Here is a 19,775-nt window from a genome sequence, read left to right as displayed (position 1 = left end):
TCATGAAATGCGCGTCACCGTGGATCGAGGGCGGGTTCTGGATGAGGTTGGAGCGTTCTACCGCACCCTCATGATACCGCTTGCCTGTAGCCGTCCAAGGCGGTGGCGTTCCGTGCTGCTCATGCCATCACCGATCCCGCCAAGACCGATAACCGGACGAGAAGAAATACAGCAATCTGGAAGGCAATGATCTTGGGTCTGGCAACGGTCCTGCGGCGCTCCGGAAGTGAGGCAGCCGAAGGAATATCCGGCCTTTCCATCATCTTGGCCGGATTTCCCGTATCAGTCGAGAATAATTTCCCCTTACAACCCAATCCAAAGCTCTTCGCTGGAGTTAGCTGGGGTTAAAGGTCTGGCGCGGCCGCTTCGATCTCTGCGGCACTATTGGCCTCAAGCATAGCGTCGAATGTTGCCGACAGGACTTTGTCCAACGCTGAAGCGAGACCGGCTTTCATAGCGGCATCCTGGGCAATAGCCCGCGATGAAATCTGGACATGAGCCATCGCCGGAACACTGCCATCTGACGGCAACATGGAGTATTGTACCTCTACAGAGCAACTGCGGATCGGGTCGGAAGAAAGGCGCAGGTGGCGACTGAGCATATAATCAATATGCCGAAATTCGAACGCATCGATAGTCGGCAAGCAGGCGTCTGTGACCCAGGGATATCCGGCACCGCCCACCAACTTTTTGGGGTCCACTTCTTTCCCATTTCGCCCGAATAGGGCCACGCGCTTGATCTTGGCTCCCTTCAAAATCGGCACGCCGCCGTCCGCGCCGGTGCCGTACTTGAGGGCCAGATCAGACTGGAATTTTTCAAAGATACTTTGATCGAAGGGGATCACGCGCGAAATCGATGCAACCGTCTCACCAATCGTGATGAGCTGGATAGTGTCCGGCAAATGGTTGATCGGCGTTTTGCTGTTCGCCTTGTAGGCGTTGTAGCCTTCAGGATCGCGCGTCAGGTTCGTGACCGAGTAAAAGGGGGCCTGCTCTTGGAGGATCGGGTCTATCGCGTATTGGGCGCTTATGCCGTTGAGGTACCCACCCTGAGAGGTGAAAACGTGCCTAGATGGCAGAAAGTCGGTTTCTTCAATCACTGAGTATCCGGTATTGGAAAGCATGGTGATCACGTCGCTCTCGCCCATTCCAACCGTTGCGCCGAGAATGGTCAGGTTGTCCGGAAGGCGCGGGTGTAGTCCCAGGGGCGTTGTGTAGCTGACAAGCTTAAGCAGCGTCCCCTCAAATTCATGCGCGCCGACCGTTAGGTTCAGCGTCCGGGTGCCACCGGGATCGATCGGACCAACCGACATCTGAACCATGTCCGCAGGGCATGCCTCTTGGTAATCAGGTCCGAAAACAGCATCCAGTTCAAGCAGACCGCTTTGCGGATATTCGTCTTGCGAAGGCAAATTGAACGCCGCACGGCAGGAATACTGCTTTCTGCTGTCAGGAAGTTTCCACCAGATCGAACCACCCCCGAAACGGTCAGAGAACACCAGTTCCCCTCCAAAGGATTTGTCGAACTGGACCTGCCAGACGCCGGAGTCATAGTCTTTCAGATCGTCGGCGGCGATCTGTGCCGACGCAAGGGACGGAGTGCAGAGCGCAAGCGCTGCGTATCCCAAGGCAGCAAGGGCTTTTGTGCGGAAAAATGTCATGCGGGTGTCCTCTTAAAAAGAAGGGGAAGCGCGCCCGCGTGGAGCGCGCTTGCAGATGTCAGGATTGGTCAGGATGCACGTTGCTGCGCGGGGCACGGGTCCGAAACGCTAGGTAGATAATGCCCAGGGGCGCGATGATAGGAGAGAAAATCCAAAGAAGAACATTGATGACAATTTTGGCACCGTACAGAAAAACTGCATTAAATACGATCAGTGTTTCTCCCAAAATAAGGTTCCTAACCTCATCCCACGAGAGCTTGGCAAACGGGAATAGAACAGCCGCCGCCGGAATAAAGAAAAAATCGAAAGCTGTTGGAAAACGGAAGTTGGCATTGGCCCAGATCATCCAGCCAACCATAATCACTGTGCTGATCAGATAGGCCCGTACAAGATAGCCGCGATCCACAGCTCCAAAAATACGTTTCACGAAATTCATCAAAGTTTGCTTGACATGTGGTAGATGAAATCCTTCAAGCCGCTGCGAGTAAAGGATTTTTATGGCTCCGGCGGTAGGGATCGAACCTACGACCAATTGATTAACAGTCAACTGCTCTACCGCTGAGCTACGCCGGAATACCGGGGGCGGATATAGCAACCTACTCCGGTGGCGTCCAGAGGGTTTGTGACAAAAAATTCCTGCAGGCTCAGCCAAGGCTGAAGAGCGCGGTCGCCGTAAGGGGGCCGGCTGGCGCGACCATGTTTTTCCGATGCAAATCAATGAGGTGGGCGAGGACGTTGCGGGCCGCTGCTCCCATCAGGGCCTCTGGCGTTTCGGTGTAGATTCGCCGCGCGAGGTCCCGGGCGTCCGCCGGGCCAGTCCGCAGCGCCTCGAGGATCGACGCCTCGCGCCCCTCGCGATGCGCGATCAGCCAGTCGAGCCGCGCCATCGGTTCGGTGATCGGCGCGCCGTGGCCGGCGTGAAAAACCTTCCCGCCACGATCCCGCAACCGACGGCAGGAGGCCATGAAATCTGTCAAGTCGCCGTCGGGCGGCGCCACCAGCGAGCTGGCCCAGCCCATCACCAGATCGCCGCAAAAGACCGTGTCGCCCATGGCGAAACTCAGGTGATTGCCCAGGTGCCCCGGAGTCCATAGCGCCTCGAGCGTCCAGTCGCCGCCCTCGATCACGTCGCCATCGTCGAGCGTCACGTCCGGCGCGAAACCGGCCTCCACGCCTTCGCCCGCATCCTCGAGCCCTGCCGCGGCCAGCCGGGTCATGATATCGCTGCGCCCGACGCCGGAGGGGCCGAAGGCGTGCACCCGCGTGCCGGTCTTTCGCGCCAGCCGATGCGCCAGCGGCGAGTGATCCACGTGGCTGTGCGTGACCAGGACGTGCGACACCCGCTGTCCGGGCTCCAGCGCCGCCAGGATGGCCGCGAGATGGGCCGGATCGTCGGGTCCGGGGTCGATCACCGCGATGTCGCGTGATCCCACGAGGTAGGTGTTCGTCCCCCAACAGGTCATCGGCGACGGGTTGTCGGCCAGCACGCGGCGCAGGCCTGGGGCCAGTCGCTCTGCGATCCCCGGCGTGGGGCGTTTGTCCTGCATGTGCTTCGCTCTTTCCGATCCTGCCCGTCATGGCTAGGTTTAGCGCATGTCCTTCCGCTGGCTCAAACCCTATATGCCCAGGTCGCTCTATGGCCGCGCCATCGCGATTCTTCTGCTGCCGGTGATCACGCTGATGCTGGTGGTCTCGATCGTCTTCGTGCAGCGTCACTTCGAAGGCGTCACCAAACAGATGACCCGGTCCGCCAGCCGCGAGGTCGGGGTGCTGCTGGACGCCGGGATGCAACCCTCCGAGATCGGCGCCTCGCGCCTTGCACGGATCCTGCAGATCTCGGCCGAGACGGTCCCGCTCGAGGAGATGCCGCGCCAGGACAGCCGCCGCTGGTACGATTTCACCGGCGCCTACGTGATTGGCGAGTTCAACCGCCTGCTGCCGAACCTGCAGGCGCTGGACCTGCCGAATGACGGCGTTGTCCATCTTTACTTCACCATGGCCGACACCGGCCTGCGAATGACGTTCGACCGGCGCCGGGTGTCGGCCTCGAACCCGCACCAGCTGTTGGTCTACATGTTCTTCTGCGCCACCCTCATGACGGTGATCGCCTATTTCTACCTGCGCAACCAGTTGCGTCCGATCACCCGCCTGGCCGATGCCGCCGATGCGTTCGGCCGGGGCCGCCACGTCGAGTATCGCCCGGCAGGCTCGACAGAGGTGCGCGCGGCCGGGGCGGCCTTTCTCGACATGCGCGCCCGGATCGAGCGCCAGATCGAGCAGCGCACACTCATGCTGTCCGGCGTCAGCCACGACCTGCGCACGCCGATAACCCGGCTCAAGCTCGCGTTAACGATGCTCGAGTCGGAGGACCGCGCCCCGATGGAACAGGACGTCGCCGACATGGAACGCCTGATCACCGAGTTCCTCGATTTCGCGCGCGGTGCGCAGGAAGGTGCGCCCGAACCCGTCGATCCGCACGCGTTGGTGGCCCGCATCGTCGAGGATTACCAGCGTGGCGGCAAGGCGGTGACATTGGCCGAGCGCGAAGGACAGGGCACCGTCGCGCTGCGCTCCGGCGGTATCCGGCGGGCGGTGGAAAATCTCGTCGGCAACGCGGTGCGCTACGGCAGCCGCGCCGAGGTGTCGGTGCACCTGACCGACCGGGCCCTGCGCATCCGGGTCGAGGATGACGGCCCCGGCATCCCGCAGGCGCAGCGCGAAGAGGCGCTCAAACCCTTCGCCCGGCTGGACGAGGCCCGCAACCAGAACCTCGGCACCGGGGTCGGCCTGGGGCTGGCGATTGCGATGGACATCGCCCGCGCCCACGGCGGCACACTGCGCCTGGGCGAAAGCGCCCGACTGGGCGGCCTGCAGGCCGATATCGTGATCGGGCGCTAGGGCGCGCGGAAATTGTCAAAATTTCCGGACTGGAAAATGCGCATTTTCCAGCCCGTTTTCTGCGCAGAAAACGGTCCCGAATCCGGGGCCTCGCGCATGGTCAGGAGCGGGGCCGCAAATAGGTCTCCGAGGCATATCCCGTCAGCCCCGGCGCCCGGTCCAGCGCCACATCGCACCAGCGCGTGCCGCCGACCCGTTTACAGTCCCGCACGCGCACCAGCGTGCCGTTGGGCAGCCCGACGCGCGTCTCGAACCCAAGGCCCGGACCTCCGCGCAGCTTCAGCATGTCGCCCTCTTCCACGCCGTAAACCTCGTAGATACTGGAGGTGAACGCGGTCACCGGTGTCGTCTCCGAACAGGCGGCGAGCAGGCCAAGGGCGGCAAGTATGAAAAAGGGTCTGCGCATGGTACCTCTCATTGACGTGGAACTGGTAGGCCCGGAGGGACGCAAACCGGGCAAGCTATGATGTTGTGATTAGGCGGTTTTTTCGGATTGTGGACCCGTTTCTAAACGGGTTGGGTCCACATTACCAGTCCAAACCCGCCAATTTCGATGCGCCCATTTCGCCAAGGCGCATCCGTTCGACCGTTTCCGTGTAGACCTGTGATGTCGCCGCGTTCGCGTGACCGTGTATCGACATGATTTCGTATTGCGTCGCGCCGTGCAGGGCCAGCAGATGCCCGGCGGCTTTGCGGATGCCGTGCGACGATCTGTCGGGCAAACCGGCGGCGACGCACCATTTCTTGAACCTATTGCGCAGGGCTTCGGGGCTGGCGAAGGGCTTGCCCTGTTCCGTGGTCAGGTAGGTTGTGCCGATCACTGTTCGCAGCTGCAGCGCCTTTTCCAGCGGTGGCAGGATCGGGATTTGAACAAACCTCGATCCTTTCTTCGACGGTTGCCAAGCAAGCCATTTCTGATCGCCGTGGCGCTGTTCGTGTTGCCGTCCCAGCTGGTAGGCGTCGCCGATCCGGCAGGCCGTGAACATGAACAGGGTCAGGGCAAGATGCGCGGTCGTGCCGGGCGGGTGTGCTTCGCGGTAGCGCGACAGGTCATCGATCGACCACGGCTGCGCCCCGCCTTGCGACCTGTAGGCCGGGCGCGGGACCGCGCGAAACGGGTTGACCGTGACGTGACCGCGTTCGATGCCGAAATCATAGGCCGCGACTCCAAGCTTCCACACATTCCGCGCCTTGCCTGGGGTCGCCGCCATGCGATCCTTGAAGGCCGTCACTTCGCCCGCCGGGATCGTGGCGGGCAAGGTCGCATAGGGTCGGCCCCGCGATCGCTGTTGTTCCGATGTCTGGTCGAGGACGAAGCGCGACAGGTTGCGGCGCTCTTTCAGCGTCAGGGGCGAGGCCGCGCCCGCGTCAACCTGGCGCGACAGGTGGTCGAGATAGAGGCCGAACAGCCAAGCCATAGACCCGCGATCGGGGCTAACATCCTTCGGCGCGTCCAGTTTGTAACCGGCACGGGCGGCGGCGTAGTGTTCGGGGAAATCCGGATGATCCGGCCCGACCGAAATCGTGATCTTGCGGTTCGGGTTGCCTTCGACCCGGACGCGCCACGCAACTCGAGTCCCGCGCTTGCGGGCCGTCAGGCCGGGATAATTCACCTTCATTTTCACCATCCGTCTACGGGCCCCCCGCCTTCATAGGGCAGATCGCTGGCGTAGGCGTCAAGGTCGAAGCGGTCGTAGAGGCGCTTTGAGCCTAGTTCCCGGCGTGGGATGTCGAGAGTCCGCAACGTCGATTCCGACACGCCGATATAGCGCGCGGCCACAGGCGCGGGCATCAGGCGAGGAAGGAAGTCGAGGGCGGGTGTGCTCATCTTGACCTCTGCGCCGACCTCGCCGCTTCACGGATGATCTGGCGGATCGTGTCCGCCATCGAGACACCGCGCTGCATAGTCAGCTCGTAGAGCAGCCGGTAGTCGTCGGGCGCCAGGTGCGCGACAACTGGGCGGGAACCTTTGCCCCCAGGTGGCGTGGCCTTGCAGCGGTTTCGCGCGTCAGTCATGGCGAAATTTACCGCACTTAGTGCAGTGATCCGTGTTGAAGGGCCCGAGTACCTGGAAATTGTGGAGATGCCACTCGTGCCGGCAGAAAAACTGCTTGATGCGCTGGATCATGACACCTCCTCCAAGGCTATGAGGTACGCCAAGCCGCGTCGCGTAATGCCGTAGCCGGAACCAGCTGGGATGCCATCTTCCGTGAACAGGCCTCGTTGATACCTTGCGAACCCGCGATTGGTGAGGTCGCGGCAGATCGCGCGAACGATGTCGCGAGACAATAATTGTGGATCGCCGAGCACGCGCAGGTGCGAGAAAGTCTCGTACCTGCCAAATGCGTGGCTACTATTGTCGAGGTCCGCCAATATCGCGCGATGCAGCGCGCGACGGGCTTCGATGACGCCGCTCATGCCGCCGCCTCCATCTGGTCGACGTTGCATTGGTGGACCTCGAACGTGTAGGCCGCGACCCACGGGTTATCCGCCCAGGGCGCGCGGTCTGCGTTGAGCAAGTCCCATAGCTTTGAGAAGCTGCGCTGAGCGGGCCTTTCGCCGGATTCCACGCCTACCGCCGTCAGGCTGTGAGGCCAGATGCCGGGGACGTAGTAGAAGGGCGGATCCGCCGATTCCATCTCGATCCCTTCGGCCTGCGCATCCGCCTCGCTGATTTCCTGCAACCGCTGCACGCGCACGTCCGTCACCCGGAGCGTGAGGCGGGAAAACTTTCGGAACATGAAGATCGACGGGAACCAAGCCGCGCCTGGAATGTCGTTCGTGGCCCGGTATTCGACGCGACCATCAAGAGCGCGCAGCGTGTCCTGCGTCGTCCATGCGCCTTGTCCGGTGTGGGTCCATGTCTCCTTCACCCAAAGCAGATCGCCGGGTTGAGGGATCGGCAAATCGGCAAGGCATCCTGTCTCCCTGGCGAACCATTTCAAACGCCCGTCGAGATCCTGTTCGTCCATGATGCGCTCGGGCCAGCCTTTGGCCTGTGCCCATGAAGGCCGCTTCAACAGCCGCCGGGTCTGCGTCTTGCGGCCGGCGAGTAGCGCCCGGATCATCGGCGCGCTGAAAAGGATGGGTTTGACCGTCATTCAACCTTCCTCCGGTTCCGGCAGCAGCTGCAGCTGCGTGCGGGGCAGGCGGTCGCGGATCTCGTCCTCGGTGACCGTGGTGCTGATCGTCATTTTGCGGGTGCGCATGGTGGTCTCCTTGGTGTGCGGTACTATCCCGAATGCGGGCAGTCCCAATCGCAATGTTCGGTTCCAGCGAGCATGCAGGTACCGTCCTCGGTCAAACCGCACTCATCAAATCCCATTTCGTCGTGGTCTTCCCACTCGTCAGGGTGATTATCTTCCGGTGGCGAGCGCAGGATTTTTCCAGTTTGTAGGACGACATAACCCTTGAAGGTGCAGTCAGCGACTGGGCACCAGCAGTGCAGCGTGTCATCTTCCATCTGGGCGTCGCAGTCGGGGCATTGTCTCGGCATGGGCATACCTCAGCCCAGCTTGGCCCGGACCATGCAGTCCTTGGCTTCCAGCAGCTTGCGCAGGCCGGCGCTCTTTTCCGGGCCGTCGGGCAGGGTTTCGTTCATCTCGACCGCCAGCTCGCCGAACGGCTTGCTGACCGTTTGCAGGTGCGCCGTCAGGTGGGCGTATTCGAAATATTTCATGATCGGGTTTCGCATAAGTTGCTCCTGTCGATGGCGCCGGGGGTATTTCAGGACCGCCCGGCCAGTCCCTCAGATTTACAGCCCACGGTTCGCACGTGGTGGCCCGTTCCTCGACACGGGCTGCGGCCCCTTGACGTTTTCGTGGTCGTCCCCCCGCAGCTGGTCCCTCTCCACTTCGGTGCCGGTTAACCGGCTGTCTTAGTTGCCATCAGCGTGGACATCACCCACGCTACGGCTGCATCAAGGGTTGCAAACGGCCCCATCGTTGGGGCTCGCCGTTCCCTTTCATCGCGCACAAAGAAATGATCGCTATTGTCGTGAGGCCCGCCACGAATCGCGAAAACTCGGCGGTTGCCATTCGTCACATCCCAGTGCCCGGGGTTTCGTCGGTATAGGCTGATCGTGTCACACATCGCCCGGCACCCATGCATCGATCTTCTGTATCTGCGCGCGGCTGAGACCGTGGGTCTCCTGGACCTCGGCGTTGGTGAACAGGTCCTCGAGATCCTTGGCCTTCTGCGCCCGGCTCTGGTTCCTGAACTGGGCGCGGCGCTCGTCGTCGTCCTCGAGCTCGAGCAGCTCGGCCCAGAGATTGTCGAGGAACTCCGCGCGGCACCGCTTGAAGAACGTCTCGGCCGTTGGCGTCCAGACCTTGCGCAGGCCGACGCTGAACTCGCGTTCCATCTCGGCCATGGCGCTGGCGTCTCCGACGCTGCGCAGGGCGCGGGGCAGGTGGCGGGCAAGGACCTGGTTGCGGTGTTTCTTGCCCAGCTCGCGGAAGGCGTCAAACATCAGGCAGTCGTCCTCATTGCGCTGGTGCCAGTCCTTCAGCTCGGTCAGGCGCTTGTCGACGGTCACGCTGTCGGACGCATCGGGCAGGGGGTGCAGGCTGGTGCTGATGTTGAAAGGCGCGCTGTAGGGCGGAAGGTGGCCGTCCAGCTGCCATGCGAGCATGTCGAGCACCAGGTCGGTCTTGTCCACCAGCCCGCCCATCAGCGCGGCCGTGCGCAGGGTGATCAACTCCTGCCGCAGGTTGTCGGGGATCGGCGGCTTGGCCGGGGCGTCGTCGGTGCCGGCGGCGGTGGTGGTGCCGCCGCCCTTGCCGCGTTTCATCCAGCCGCGCGAGATCTCGACCTGGCCGTTGCGCTCGGCGTAGACGAAGGCGGTGCCGGCCTCGATCACATCGTCTGGATAGGCTCCCTCGCGCCGGTCGCGCAGTTCCTTCAGGCGGGCCAGTTCTTCGGTTGTCGCCGCGCGGCCGCGGATGGCGTCCTCGAGCGCGTCCAGTTCCTGTGCGTCGCCCTCGGGCAACTCGACGCTGGGCGGGCGGTGCTTGTCGAGACCGGACGTCAGGTGGTGGATCCAGTGGTTGTCGGTCACGACCCGGACCTCTGCCCAGCCTTCGGCCTTCACCTCGTCGGCGATGCGGGCCAGTCGGTCGCCGAAGAGTTTCTTCAGCAGCTTCTCGTCGTGCAGCAAGGCGTGGTCCTGGAACAGGTCTTCGGTCATGGCGCCGCCGGCCTCGATGTATGCCGGCAGGCCGATGCAGCGAACGCGCCAGTCGTCGGAATCGATGCTGCCCTCTTCCAGTTCGCGGCGCACGTACCATTCATTCCAGCCGTTCTCGATGGCGGCCTGCAGCGTCTCGACTTGGGCCTCGGGGCTGCGGGCGATGGTCAGCGCGCGGGCGACCTCGAGGCTAATCTGTCCGGCCTCGAGCGCGTCGATCACCTCGTCGTCCAGCGCGGCCAGGGCCAGCCGGCGGGCAACGTGGCGGGCGGGCTTGCCGAAGCCACGGGCGATCATCTCGGCGCTGAGGCCTTGCGCGGCCTGGGCGGCATAGGCGCGGATTTCCTGCGCGGGGCTGAGTTCCTCGCGGCTGACGTTCTCGCCCAGGGCCCAGGCGCGGGCGACGATCGGATCGTCGGTGACGTGCAGGGGGATCTCCGTGATCTTCTGCTGATCGTGCGTGCGAGACCAGCCTTCCTCGGCCAGTTTCTGCAAGCCGCGCAGGCGCAGGCCCCCGCCCACGATACCGAACCCCTCGCGGTCGGGGTCCTGGTAGGCCAGCAGCTCCTGCATCAGGCCGACGCTGGTGGCGATGCTGGCGGCCTTGGCCTCGACCTGGTCGTCGGTCGCGGTCTGGCGCGGGTTGAAACGATGCAGGTAGAGCTGATCGAGCGGGGCCGTGATGTGGCGGGTGGTGGTCATGGGGCCGTCGGGCATGGTTTGGGTTCCTTTTCGGTGAAATCAGACTGCGGTCACGACTTCGCGGCGCTTCCATTCCTCGCGATCGTCGGAAAGTCGCATGTTCATTTCGTCGTCGGTTTCCGGGTGCAAATGCGCATCGTTTACGATCATGTGGTAGAAATGGCGCCACCAATCGGCGATTTTATCGTCGGAGTGATGGACACCGATGATCTGGGCGCCGTGCATGAAGTGCAGCTGAAAGTGGTGCGGCAGCTCGTCGACGTGCTCGAGGTAAACGAGCCTCATCTGATCGAAAATTCGGCTGCATTCTTCGGTCCAACCATTGAAGTCGCCAATGTCGCCAAGCCAAAGGCCTGCTGAACGTGCGTGAGTGACCGTGAACGGCCCAGTAAAGCTGCCACCGCCTGGCTCAAAAGGGTCCGTCAGGGCGCGCTGGTCGAAGGCCGACAATAGAACGCACCGGCGATACCAGCGGAGCAACACCTTCACTGGGTGGTTCTTGCGGATCCCGTCCGGCGCGCGCACGGCCGCAAACAGGACCGACTGCTGCATGATTGGAATATTCAGCACCCAAGGTTGCTGCGCCGGACCGATGGGTTCTCTCATGCTCGTCTCCTCGTTTCAGTTATCGCGGCTGCGATCGGGGCCGATGCCCATCGCGTTCATGATCCGCACGGTTTCGGGGTCGGTTTGGGATCGGGCCCATTCCTCGGATTCCTCGCGGGTCGCATCGAATTCGCCTTCTGCGACCCGCTTGGCAAACTTTGTGAAACCGGCGTTCATCAGCTCGATGTAGAGGGCCGTCGGTCCACAGACGTGCACATCGGCGTAGTCGTCGAATTCTCCTGTCTCCGCCCTTGCTGCCAGCGCCTCATACTTTGCGGCGTTGGAGGGTTGCGCCTTGGCGGCCACGGCGCGGAGCTCTGCGGCCAGATAGTGTTTCGTTTCCCTGGGGCGTGGCATGTCTCCGGATCCTCTATTTCAATTCATGTGCTTCGCGCGGCTCTTCTCAAACTCCGCGAATTCCTTCGAAGATCTGCGAACCGGTTCTGTCCAGGCGCGGTCGAAATCTGGCTCGGCGAGGCCGTTCGATTCGAGGATGTCGCAGAGCGCGCGGCGAAGGTCTGGAAAGTCCTCCAGCAGGTTTTCCTCTTCGGCATGATCACGGCACAGCGGCATATCGGAGATGACTGAGACGGGTGTGTGTGCTGCCAGCGACCAGCCTTTTGCAGGCAAGTGGACTTTGACCGCCCACTCGCCCTTGTTTTGGCAACCGTTTTTCACGCATTGGCTCATGCTCGTATCCTCTGTGTCAGTTTCCCCCGGCGCGCCACTGAGTGGGGGCTCGAAGACGTGCCGGGGGTCACCACCCTCAAGGGATGCGGGGTGGCATTTGGTTAGCGTCGGTTGGGACGCGGGATGCGGCCGCGCCAGGCGTCGTATTCGGTGCGCAGCGTCTCGAAGCGTTCGGCGGCGCGGGGATCGGTGGCCAGATCGCGCCGGCTGCGCACGCCGCACCAGCCGCGGATGTATTCGGCGGCGGCGCCTTCTTGCACCGGGCCGTGGTTGTCGCGGAAAATGCGGTTGCCGACGAAGGTTCGGAAATGCTCTTCGCACGCCATCATGCCGGCCTGCTGGGGCAGGGGCAGGTCGCGGAAGGGCGTGCGCACCGGCATCAGTAGCGACCGATCTGCTCGATCACGGCCGTCTCGACAGCGACCCGCTGCACCACGTGAAGCGTCAGGGCCAGCAGCGTGCTGACGACCAGGACAACTTTGAGACCAAGCAGAAACCAGAGCACCGCGTCGCCGGGGTTGGCCGGCTGGGTTTGGTTGCGTTCATACTTTTCGATCATGAAATCGGGCATTGACGTGCTCCTATTTGGCGATAAGGCGATCATGTTCGCGCGTCGCTTGCGACCTTTGCTGGTTGGCATGGACTGGGCGGCGGACGCGGAGGGCGACTTCATCCTTGGTCTGATCGGGGTTGGCGATCACCCAACGAGCGTGGGCGCGGGCATCGGCTTCAGCATTTGGGTTTTGGACGTTCATCGTTTCCTCCTGCACCGATTGGTGATTTTGGAGGAATATGAAGGGGACAAATGTCCCCGTCAACAATAAAAAGAGACAATTGTCCCTTGTTGGCTAGGCGCTGTCGATTCGTTCGGCAAGCATTGCGGTAGCCTTAATTCCGGCAATCCAAATAAAACTCGGTAACTGTACTGGATTTTCTAAAAGAGTAATTCGGGGTTTTACTTGTGTGCTGCATTCAATGTTTGCCGAGGTTCGACGGTCGAAATTGCCCAAATTGATGGGTGTTTAGATTCGCTGGTCTTGCGTTCGGGGCGGCAAAGCAGTGATCGAGAATATTGTCGGAATTGCAAGGCTCCTAGTGCGAAACCTTTCTTTGTTCGCGCTATCAAGTCTTTATCTAGTTGCTGGCAGAATACCCACAGAAACGTCGCTCACCTAAGTTGACGGCTCGCGCGGAGCCCGCTTAGTCTGGCGGAACGCATGGGGAACGCGGAGGGTGCAATGGTCAGAGACTGGAGGAAATTTGTGAACGCGCTCAGGAGGATTTCTGAAGAGCAGGATCCGGATCTCCGTCTCGCCCACGTGCAACGGCTCGCAAGAGACCCCGTTCTTCGTGACTTAGTGATCGCCACAGAGCGGCGGCTTCTGATCGAAGAGCGGCGGTGTCATCCTGCAGCAACTCATCCAGGGTAAATCCAAGAGCATTGGCCAGCCGCATTGCGTCTTCCACGTTGGTGGAAACTTTCTCGCCCTTGGCTCCTCGCTGCATCAATTTCTTGATCTGGTCGGGCGAAACGTCCGCCATGGCGCATGCTTGAGCTGCGCTGATGCCCGTGATTTCTAGGGCTTCTTTGAATGCATCATAAAAGCGTCTGACCATGAACATTAGATACTCATTTCGTGGTTGTCGCTTCTAGGGGACAAAAGTCTCTTGACGAATAGGGGACAATTGTCCTCTATGTGTCCATGACCAGAGTACAGATCATCAAAGCGATCGAAGCGTTCGGAAAGCGCCACAGCATCGCACCTGCGACAGTTACCAGCCGAGCAGTTGGAAACAGTCGGCTCTATTCGCGGCTTCAATCCGGTGGGGACTGCACCACTGAAATTGCGCAGCGACTCTTGAATTTTATGGAGCGGCACGATGCGGCGGTCTCTGTGAAACCTGAGGATGCCGCATGAACCGCCGCGTGGACCGCCCGAGATTTTTCGTTGTGTGTTGCGACGATGGGTCATGTCCCGAGGATGCCATCGCAGCACTTCAGGGCGCTACCGGACATGAGTTCGGACAAAAGTCCGGACATGGGTCCGGACAAATGTTCCGAAACGGCCAGAATTCGGAATTTTGGTCCGAACATAAGTCCGGGCCGGTGGCGGTTTTTGATCCGCACCAGGTGCACCGCGAATTTCCCGAGCGATGGTCGCGCTTTATCCGCAGTCATTACAGCGATTTGCGGCACGTTCAGGATCGGTTTCACGTCTCCGAGCGCACCGCGCGAAAGTGGTGGAAGGGCGAAAGCGGCGCCGGCGGCGGCTATGTCGCGATCGCCGTGAATGACCATCCGCTTGCAGCTCCGCGCATGTTGTTCGCGGCGGAGTAGGAGGGCGGCATGACCAAGCACAGTTCGAACCACACTGGCGAGATCAACACGGTCAATGCCGGCGACCATGACGCCCGCCTGGCGCGGACCGCGGCGCAGTTGCGCGTGCTGGCCGTAGAGGGCGAGGCGTTGGGCAAGCTGGTCACCTTGTCGATGGAGCTGGACCCCGCGACGGCGCGAGCGCTTGCCCGGCGGATCGATCCGGGCCAGCAGCTTGTGCGCAATGTCGCGGCCGAGGATTTGGCGAAGGCAAAGTGGACAGAGGCGTGGATTGCGGAGTTTGCCGCGCAGGCGCAGAAGGAGGCAATCGAAAAACGGGACCTGAGCCAGATGGCCGGCGTTATGCAGGCGGCAGGTCTGGCTTGCTGTCTTTTCATGGTCGCAAAAGCCTTCGGTGTTTTCCCATGAACGCCCGTGCCGAATTCCCAGCCCGCGCCAAGCTGCGAGTGCTGCCCGATGACTGGGATATGCATCACGACAACCGGCTGCGCGATACCGGCGGCGTCTATTCGAAGGTCGCGGTGCTGTCGGATGAATGGGGCATTGCCGAGACGGCGCTGATCACCCGCTGGCACAAGCTGCGCGGTCGGTCAGGGGTCGATCGGTCAGTGTCAAACCGCGGCAAGGGGAAAAGCAGCGCGGGCAAGGTGACCGGGGGACGTCCGCCGCGGCGCCAGGACGTCGAAAACCCGCAGGACTTGCCGAGGCCAGAGTTGGAACTGGTGCGCGATGTGGCATCCGATCTGCCCAGACGGCAGCAAAATATCCTTCTGGTCATCGCTGGATCCCCGGGATTGAGCTGCAGTGAAATTGGGCGTGAAGGTCAATTTTCGAGCGGTAGCGTCGCCACGTCGATCCCGCTTTTACGGCGGCACGTCGCTGCGAGTGGTTGGTCGATCGTTACGGCGCCCGCCGGTGGGTATTACCTGGTGGAGATCTCGTGATGCTCCAGGTCGCCTCCGCCAAACGAACACCCTTGCCGCGTGGGGTTTATCGCGCGGTATTCCTCCCTGTCACCTGCGGGCGTGCCTCCGATCCTCTTAGGGCGCGCCCGCCTTTTTCGACAGGCGAGGCGGGGCGAACTGCCTGCCCCGGAAACCTGCACCCTTGCCCCCGTGCGCGTCTGTCCACGCGCCGGGGGTCCTTTGCACGCGGTCCGGCGCATTCCCACCGGGGCTGGCAACGGCGTGTCGTGTCCCGGGGATCCACCCGGCCGGACCGCGTGCAAAGGGCCCTGGCATCTGTCTGGCGGTGTCGGGCATGAGCGGGATCGTCTGCTTCGCGCGCCCCGCCGGGGTAATGCCGCCGATCGGGCGCATGATCGGCGAAGCGGGTTGGTTCGTGGCCTGCGCCCGGACAGGCCGCAACCTGACGGCCGAGATCCTCGACCCGCTGCTGCCGGCGGGTTCGCGCTTCTTCGGCCTGCGACGGGTCAGTGAGCGCCAGGCGCAGGTGCTGGCCTTCATCCACAATTTCCCCGAGGCCAGCCGCGCACTGGTCGCGGATCTTCAGAACAAGTTCGAGGTCGCGGCATGATCCCGGCGTCCGGCATAGACCTGAGCGCCTGCGAGGATCCGGCCTGCACGGCTGTGCATCTCATTCTGACCGACGATGATGGCGTTGAGTTCGCCGTGGCGTCGCTCGAGCCTGACCAGGCGCGCAAGCTCGCGGTGCAACTCAACGCGTGGGCGGATCGAAGTGAGGCTTCGGCGCTTCGCGAAGCGGGGCGGCTGACGTGACCTCGGTTCGAGAGCAGATAGCAAGGGCTTCAACGCTCTATCCTGACTGGACTGGCCCTGTTGTCGAGTTGCCAGGCTGGGCGAGCACGTTTCGGAAATGTCGGCCAATCTTGAGCCGCATCTACGCGAGCTCGCGGCATTGGCAGCAGGCCGAAAAAGATGGGATTCGGCACGTTTCGCCGATCCTGGTCGCATTCTGCGCTTCGCCGGCCGAGGTCAAGGCGCAGGTCGGCGCGGGTCTGTGGAAACAGGTGCACCACGCCAAGTTGACCTCGAACAAACACCGTCTGACGCTGATGCTGCGCATGGGGTGGAGTTTCGAGCAGTCGCTGATCTGGCCCACCAGTCGACGCTTCGATCCATGGAAGTATCGCAGTTATGGCAACGCGAAGCTGCACCAGGCGGCACGGCTCGCCGGCGATGACGGTGACGTCGTTGAATGGCTTTTGCTGCTGCGCGACTGTGCCCGAATGGGGGTGCAGATCGACCCGAGTTGGGGTCGCAAAAGGTTGTGTCGAGAACACGACGCTGCTGCATTGAAGGCCGTTGTTGCGCGGTCTGATCCTACACCTTGGTCAAAGCCTTGGTTCTTTGATTTTGACGGCTACAGCTTCAGTTTGCTTGCGTCTGAGAGTGCGCTGGCAACGGAAGGTGTCACGATGAGCCACTGCGTCCGTAGCTACACATATGAGTGTCGCAAGGGGCGTGAATTTGTTCTGAGTGTCCAAGGGCGGGAGAGAGCGACCTGTTCCTGGCGGATTGGCGATCGGGCCATTCAGGTCAAGGGCCGTTTCAATCGTCCAGTCACACCTCGTTGTCGGAAGGCGGCTAAGGCGGCGCGGACCGCATACGAGGGAGTTCTGCGCGAGCAATCTGGCGGCGAGGTGGACCAATGACCGCCCCCGGCAACATCTCCGCTGCTGTGCGCCAGCAGCGACACGAGGCGCATGACAGTCTCGATGATTTCCCGACGCCACCCTGGGCCACGCGGGCGCTCTGCGAGACGATCCGCAACAAGGGCCTGTTGCCGCCGCTGGCGAGTGCCGAGGATCCGGCGGCGAACCGGGGCCACATGCACAAGGTGCTGGCGGAATACTTCGCCGATGCGCGCGGCGCGGACGTGTTCGACTATGGCGCCGGCTTTCCGGTGCGCGACTACCTGCTGGGGCCACCACCGCCCGACGTGACCTGGATGATCACCAATCCGCCCTTCAAGCTGGGCGAGGCGTTCATTCATCGCGGTCTGAGCCATGCGCGTCACGTCGCCGTCTTCGTGCGCAGTGCCTTCTGCGAGGGTGAAGGCCGGCACGCGCGGCTCTTCGCAGAGAACCCGCCCAGCCTGGAGCTGCAATTCTGCGAGCGCGTGGTGCTGTGGAAGGGGCTGTGCCTCGATCCCGACGTGCCGGTCACCCGGTGGAACGAAAAAAAGCAGGCCTTTGTCACCGAAAAACCGACCTCGGCCACTGCCTATTCCTGGCTGATCTGGGGCGCGGGCAAGCCGGGGCGCACGCTGAAGGAATGGATCGCCCCCGGCACGCGCGCGCGGCTGACCCGCCCGGGCGATTACCCGCCGCTGCCACCCGAACTGCTGCCGCGGCCCATCGAGCGGGAAGGAGCATTGCTATGACGTTGCGCACAATCGACGTGGCTGGCGAGGATCGCCGCCCGGCACCCAAGGACACCCGGCCCGAACTGCGCTGGATCCGCATCGACCAGCTGGTGATCAACACTGGCTATCAGCGTGCGATCGAGGCGCGCGGCCGGCAGACCATCCGCAAGATCGCCGACAACTTCAGCTGGTCGAAGTTCGGTGCGCTGGACGTCAACCAGGTGGGCGACACCACGTTCGAGATCATCGATGGTCAGCACCGGACGCATGCGGCCGCGCTCTGCGGTATCGATGAGGTGCCGGCGCTGGTCAAGGTTCTGACGCCGCAACAGGCCGCTGCGGCGTTCTCGTGGATCAATGGCATGGTCACCGCCCTGACGCCGAACCAGGTGTTCCGCGCCGCCCTGGCTGCGCTGGAGCCCTGGGCGGTGCAGTGCGACGCCACGGTCAGCCGGGCAGGGTGCAAGCTGATGACCTACAACAAGAGCGCGGCGCACAAGAAGCCGGGCGAGGTCTTCTGCGTCTCGATGATCCGCCAGCTGGTCGCGGCCGACAAGGGCACGTTCCTGGTCGCCGTGCTCGACGGGTTGATGGTCGATGCCTGCCGGGGGGGGGCTGCGACCGATCCGGCGCTCTTCGGGGCGATGTGGCTGCGCACGCTGACAGAGGCGGCGCAGTCCTGCGGTATCACGCGCGGCGAGGTGATTGGCGACTTCCTGGCACAGAACGACATCTGGTCGATCGAGAAGGCCTGCCTGCGCCTGCGAGCGGACCGGAAAGGCGAGTATTACAACACGCCCATGCACAAGCTGTTGACCGGGGCCGTGACGGCAAAGTTGAGGGCCTGGCAGGCCGGAAAGGTGGCGGCATGAGCAAATCCGCGGCCCATCGAGCAGGAAGAAGCATTGCTATGACTTTGCGCACGACCGACGTCGCCGGCGAGGATCGCCGCCCGGCCCCAAAGGAATAGGAGCGAAGGTATCCATGCCATATCAACCCAATGTGCTGATGTACCACGACAACTGCGACGACGGCTTTGCCGCCGCATGGGCGGTTCACAAGAAGTGGGGCGACGTCATCGAGTTCCTGCCCAGCAACTATGGCCGACCGCTGCCCGACTTCGACCCGAGCGGGAAAGACGTGTTGATCGCAGACTTTTCGATCCCTCCGGAGCAGTGCGAAGATGTGGTCAATCGCGGCGGTCGGGTCCTCATGCTCGATCACCACAAGACGGCAAGGGAGCGCTTGTCCGGCCTGCACCAGGTGGTTCGCCCGACGATCGACAATGTAGGGCGGTGCTTCGACCGAATGACCGGGACATGGCGGGAGGAGGTGCTGGTCGAGTTCGACATGGAGCGATCCGGCGCGCGCATGGCGTGGGACTTCGCTTTTCCCGGCAACGAGACGCCCGAGTTGATCTTGGCCGTCGAGGACCGCGACCTCTGGCGGTTCAATCGACCCGACACGAAGCTGGTCAGCATGTACCTGCGATCGCTCGACCGGGACTTCGCGCAATGGGACGCGGCGGCGGCGCTCTACAGCGATGATCCAGATCGGTTCCTCGGCGAGGCCAGAGCGATCAAGCGGTTCTACGACCAGAGGATCAAGGCCATCTGCGAAACGGCTGGGGTGCAGCATTTCTTCGGCCACGACGGCGTGGCCGTGACCTATACGTGCCCTTACGATTTCGTCTCGGACACCTGCCACACGCTCTTGGACATGCACCCGGACGCGCCATTCGCTGCAGCGGTAATCCAGAACCGGGAGGGGATCACCTACTCGCTGCGCAGCCGAGATGAGCGATCGGACGTGTCCGAGATTGCGAAGGCGCACGGCGGTGGCGGTCATCGCAACGCGGCAGGCTTCAGGCTCACCGCCAACGATTCCAGATAGGAGGCTGATATGATCTGCTATCACGGCGGGCCGCCCGGCCTGAAGATCGGGGATCGCATACTGCCTGCATCGGTTACCGGCGTAAAATCATCTGCCGAATTCGGCGCCGCCGGCGTATGTGATCCCGGCAAGGTGTACGTCACGCCAGATCCGCGATCCGCGGCGATGTTCGCGTCACTGCATCCTTCAGGCGATGGGCGGGTCTACAAGGTCAGGACCGTAGGAGAGGTCACGTATGATCCTGACTGCGCGTTGCCGGGCCTAAGCTACGTCTGCGATGCGGCCGTCATCGTCGGGCGCGTACGGGTCAAGCGCAAGGTGCTGAATCGCGTCAGGCGGGTGATGATGGAAGAGGCGGGGCTGTCCGCCGACCTGCGCCCTCCCTGACCCCCACCACCACCGTGCAAGGCGCCGACAGACGCGCCTGCGCACCCTGAGAGGCAGGGTTTCG

30 protein-coding genes and 1 tRNA gene are annotated in these 19,775 nt (G+C 62.5%); 13 read left to right on the top strand and 18 right to left on the bottom strand.

What is annotated here, in order from left to right:
* Window positions 1-344: 344 nt before the first annotated feature.
* From FIU89_RS11260 to FIU89_RS11245, 4 genes are all read right to left on the bottom strand, one after another.
* Window positions 345-1,661: a hypothetical protein gene (locus FIU89_RS11260; protein ID WP_152492682.1), complete on the bottom strand. Its 1,317-nt coding sequence runs from the start codon at window positions 1,659-1,661 to the stop codon at window positions 345-347.
* Window positions 1,662-1,719: 58 nt separating this feature from the next.
* Window positions 1,720-2,088, bottom strand: a complete 369-nt coding sequence (locus FIU89_RS11255; RefSeq protein ID WP_216647017.1) for a hypothetical protein — start codon at window positions 2,086-2,088, stop codon at window positions 1,720-1,722.
* A 71-nt stretch (window positions 2,089-2,159) separates the two neighbouring features.
* A tRNA-Asn gene (locus FIU89_RS11250) sits at window positions 2,160-2,234 on the bottom strand.
* 71 nt (window positions 2,235-2,305) lie between these two features.
* Window positions 2,306-3,208, bottom strand: coding sequence for an MBL fold metallo-hydrolase (locus FIU89_RS11245; protein ID WP_152492680.1), 903 nt, complete (start codon window positions 3,206-3,208; stop codon window positions 2,306-2,308).
* Window positions 3,209-3,254: 46 nt separating this feature from the next.
* On the opposite strand from FIU89_RS11245, the gene FIU89_RS11240 reads away from it, so the two are divergent.
* On the top strand, window positions 3,255-4,559 hold the full coding sequence (locus FIU89_RS11240; protein WP_152492679.1) for an ATP-binding protein: 1,305 nt from the start codon (window positions 3,255-3,257) through the stop codon (window positions 4,557-4,559).
* Window positions 4,560-4,659: 100 nt separating this feature from the next.
* On the opposite strand, the gene FIU89_RS11235 is transcribed toward FIU89_RS11240, so the two are convergent.
* The 13 genes from FIU89_RS11235 to FIU89_RS11175 form a co-directional block, all read right to left on the bottom strand.
* Window positions 4,660-4,965 (bottom strand): SH3 domain-containing protein, encoded by a 306-nt coding sequence (locus tag FIU89_RS11235; protein ID WP_152492678.1) that lies wholly within the window; start codon window positions 4,963-4,965, stop codon window positions 4,660-4,662.
* A gap of 121 nt (window positions 4,966-5,086) precedes the next feature.
* Window positions 5,087-6,178, bottom strand: a complete 1,092-nt coding sequence (locus FIU89_RS11230) for a tyrosine recombinase XerC (RefSeq protein WP_172978094.1) — start codon at window positions 6,176-6,178, stop codon at window positions 5,087-5,089.
* A gap of 2 nt (window positions 6,179-6,180) precedes the next feature.
* The gene (locus tag FIU89_RS11225; protein ID WP_254701649.1) at window positions 6,181-6,387 is read right to left on the bottom strand and encodes a helix-turn-helix domain-containing protein; all 207 of its coding nucleotides are present in this window, start codon (window positions 6,385-6,387) and stop codon (window positions 6,181-6,183) included.
* A 296-nt stretch (window positions 6,388-6,683) separates the two neighbouring features.
* A complete protein-coding gene (locus FIU89_RS11220; RefSeq protein WP_152492676.1) occupies window positions 6,684-6,977 on the bottom strand; it encodes a hypothetical protein in 294 nt (97 codons plus the stop codon).
* On the bottom strand, window positions 6,974-7,660 hold the full coding sequence (locus tag FIU89_RS11215) for a hypothetical protein (RefSeq protein ID WP_152492675.1): 687 nt from the start codon (window positions 7,658-7,660) through the stop codon (window positions 6,974-6,976). Before FIU89_RS11215 ends, FIU89_RS11220 begins: the two co-directional genes overlap by 4 nt.
* 131 nt (window positions 7,661-7,791) lie before the next feature.
* The gene (locus FIU89_RS11210; protein ID WP_152492674.1) at window positions 7,792-8,022 is read right to left on the bottom strand and encodes a hypothetical protein; all 231 of its coding nucleotides are present in this window, start codon (window positions 8,020-8,022) and stop codon (window positions 7,792-7,794) included.
* 42 nt (window positions 8,023-8,064) lie between these two features.
* On the bottom strand, window positions 8,065-8,238 hold the full coding sequence (locus tag FIU89_RS11205) for a hypothetical protein (RefSeq protein ID WP_254701648.1): 174 nt from the start codon (window positions 8,236-8,238) through the stop codon (window positions 8,065-8,067).
* A 405-nt stretch (window positions 8,239-8,643) separates the two neighbouring features.
* Complete coding sequence (locus tag FIU89_RS11200; RefSeq protein ID WP_152492672.1) at window positions 8,644-10,464, bottom strand: ParB/RepB/Spo0J family partition protein; 1,821 nt, start codon at window positions 10,462-10,464, stop codon at window positions 8,644-8,646.
* Between the two features lie 24 nt (window positions 10,465-10,488).
* Window positions 10,489-11,055, bottom strand: a complete 567-nt coding sequence (locus FIU89_RS11195) for a hypothetical protein (RefSeq protein ID WP_152492671.1) — start codon at window positions 11,053-11,055, stop codon at window positions 10,489-10,491.
* Between the two features lie 15 nt (window positions 11,056-11,070).
* Window positions 11,071-11,412: a hypothetical protein gene (locus FIU89_RS11190; protein ID WP_152492670.1), complete on the bottom strand. Its 342-nt coding sequence runs from the start codon at window positions 11,410-11,412 to the stop codon at window positions 11,071-11,073.
* Window positions 11,413-11,430: 18 nt separating this feature from the next.
* Complete coding sequence (locus FIU89_RS11185) at window positions 11,431-11,745, bottom strand: hypothetical protein (protein WP_152492669.1); 315 nt, start codon at window positions 11,743-11,745, stop codon at window positions 11,431-11,433.
* Window positions 11,746-11,846: 101 nt separating this feature from the next.
* Window positions 11,847-12,125: a hypothetical protein gene (locus tag FIU89_RS11180; RefSeq protein WP_152492668.1), complete on the bottom strand. Its 279-nt coding sequence runs from the start codon at window positions 12,123-12,125 to the stop codon at window positions 11,847-11,849.
* Entirely contained in the window at window positions 12,125-12,316 is a 192-nt protein-coding gene (locus tag FIU89_RS11175) for a hypothetical protein (protein WP_152492667.1), read from the bottom strand. The genes FIU89_RS11180 and FIU89_RS11175 overlap by 1 nt, the downstream gene beginning before the upstream one ends.
* 4 nt (window positions 12,317-12,320) lie before the next feature.
* On the opposite strand from FIU89_RS11175, the gene FIU89_RS11170 reads away from it, so the two are divergent.
* Window positions 12,321-12,569, top strand: coding sequence for a hypothetical protein (locus FIU89_RS11170; protein WP_172978093.1), 249 nt, complete (start codon window positions 12,321-12,323; stop codon window positions 12,567-12,569).
* Between the two features lie 448 nt (window positions 12,570-13,017).
* On the opposite strand, the gene FIU89_RS11165 is transcribed toward FIU89_RS11170, so the two are convergent.
* Complete coding sequence (locus FIU89_RS11165) at window positions 13,018-13,368, bottom strand: hypothetical protein (protein ID WP_152492665.1); 351 nt, start codon at window positions 13,366-13,368, stop codon at window positions 13,018-13,020.
* Window positions 13,369-13,448: 80 nt separating this feature from the next.
* On the opposite strand from FIU89_RS11165, the gene FIU89_RS11160 reads away from it, so the two are divergent.
* The 11 genes from FIU89_RS11160 (at window position 13,449) to FIU89_RS11110 (ending at window position 19,711) form a co-directional block, all read left to right on the top strand.
* Window positions 13,449-13,664: a hypothetical protein gene (locus FIU89_RS11160; RefSeq protein ID WP_152492664.1), complete on the top strand. Its 216-nt coding sequence runs from the start codon at window positions 13,449-13,451 to the stop codon at window positions 13,662-13,664.
* Window positions 13,661-14,083 carry a hypothetical protein gene (locus tag FIU89_RS11155; protein WP_152492663.1) on the top strand — a complete coding sequence of 141 codons (423 nt, stop codon included), beginning with the start codon at window positions 13,661-13,663 and terminating at the stop codon, window positions 14,081-14,083. Before FIU89_RS11160 ends, FIU89_RS11155 begins: the two co-directional genes overlap by 4 nt.
* 9 nt (window positions 14,084-14,092) lie before the next feature.
* On the top strand, window positions 14,093-14,491 hold the full coding sequence (locus FIU89_RS11150; protein WP_152492662.1) for a hypothetical protein: 399 nt from the start codon (window positions 14,093-14,095) through the stop codon (window positions 14,489-14,491).
* Entirely contained in the window at window positions 14,488-15,027 is a 540-nt protein-coding gene (locus FIU89_RS11145; protein WP_152492661.1) for a hypothetical protein, read from the top strand. The genes FIU89_RS11150 and FIU89_RS11145 overlap by 4 nt, the downstream gene beginning before the upstream one ends.
* A 316-nt stretch (window positions 15,028-15,343) precedes the next feature.
* Window positions 15,344-15,619, top strand: coding sequence for a hypothetical protein (locus FIU89_RS11140; protein WP_152492660.1), 276 nt, complete (start codon window positions 15,344-15,346; stop codon window positions 15,617-15,619).
* Window positions 15,616-15,822: a hypothetical protein gene (locus FIU89_RS11135; RefSeq protein ID WP_152492659.1), complete on the top strand. Its 207-nt coding sequence runs from the start codon at window positions 15,616-15,618 to the stop codon at window positions 15,820-15,822. The genes FIU89_RS11140 and FIU89_RS11135 overlap by 4 nt, the downstream gene beginning before the upstream one ends.
* Window positions 15,823-15,932: 110 nt before the next feature.
* On the top strand, window positions 15,933-16,718 hold the full coding sequence (locus FIU89_RS11130) for a PcfJ domain-containing protein (RefSeq protein WP_152492658.1): 786 nt from the start codon (window positions 15,933-15,935) through the stop codon (window positions 16,716-16,718).
* The gene (locus FIU89_RS11125) at window positions 16,715-17,449 is read left to right on the top strand and encodes an SAM-dependent methyltransferase (RefSeq protein WP_152492657.1); all 735 of its coding nucleotides are present in this window, start codon (window positions 16,715-16,717) and stop codon (window positions 17,447-17,449) included. Before FIU89_RS11130 ends, FIU89_RS11125 begins: the two co-directional genes overlap by 4 nt.
* A complete protein-coding gene (locus FIU89_RS11120) occupies window positions 17,446-18,303 on the top strand; it encodes a ParB N-terminal domain-containing protein (RefSeq protein WP_172978092.1) in 858 nt (285 codons plus the stop codon). The genes FIU89_RS11125 and FIU89_RS11120 overlap by 4 nt, the downstream gene beginning before the upstream one ends.
* 112 nt (window positions 18,304-18,415) lie before the next feature.
* Window positions 18,416-19,324 carry a DHHA1 domain-containing protein gene (locus FIU89_RS11115; protein WP_152492655.1) on the top strand — a complete coding sequence of 303 codons (909 nt, stop codon included), beginning with the start codon at window positions 18,416-18,418 and terminating at the stop codon, window positions 19,322-19,324.
* 9 nt (window positions 19,325-19,333) lie between these two features.
* On the top strand, window positions 19,334-19,711 hold the full coding sequence (locus tag FIU89_RS11110) for a hypothetical protein (protein ID WP_152492654.1): 378 nt from the start codon (window positions 19,334-19,336) through the stop codon (window positions 19,709-19,711).
* The last annotated feature ends 64 nt before the right edge of the window (window positions 19,712-19,775 follow it).

Origin of the sequence: Roseovarius sp. THAF27, assembly GCF_009363655.1 — a bacterium.
Taxonomy (GTDB): Bacteria; Pseudomonadota; Alphaproteobacteria; order Rhodobacterales; family Rhodobacteraceae; genus Roseovarius.
This window is presented reverse-complemented; position numbering and strand designations above follow the sequence as displayed.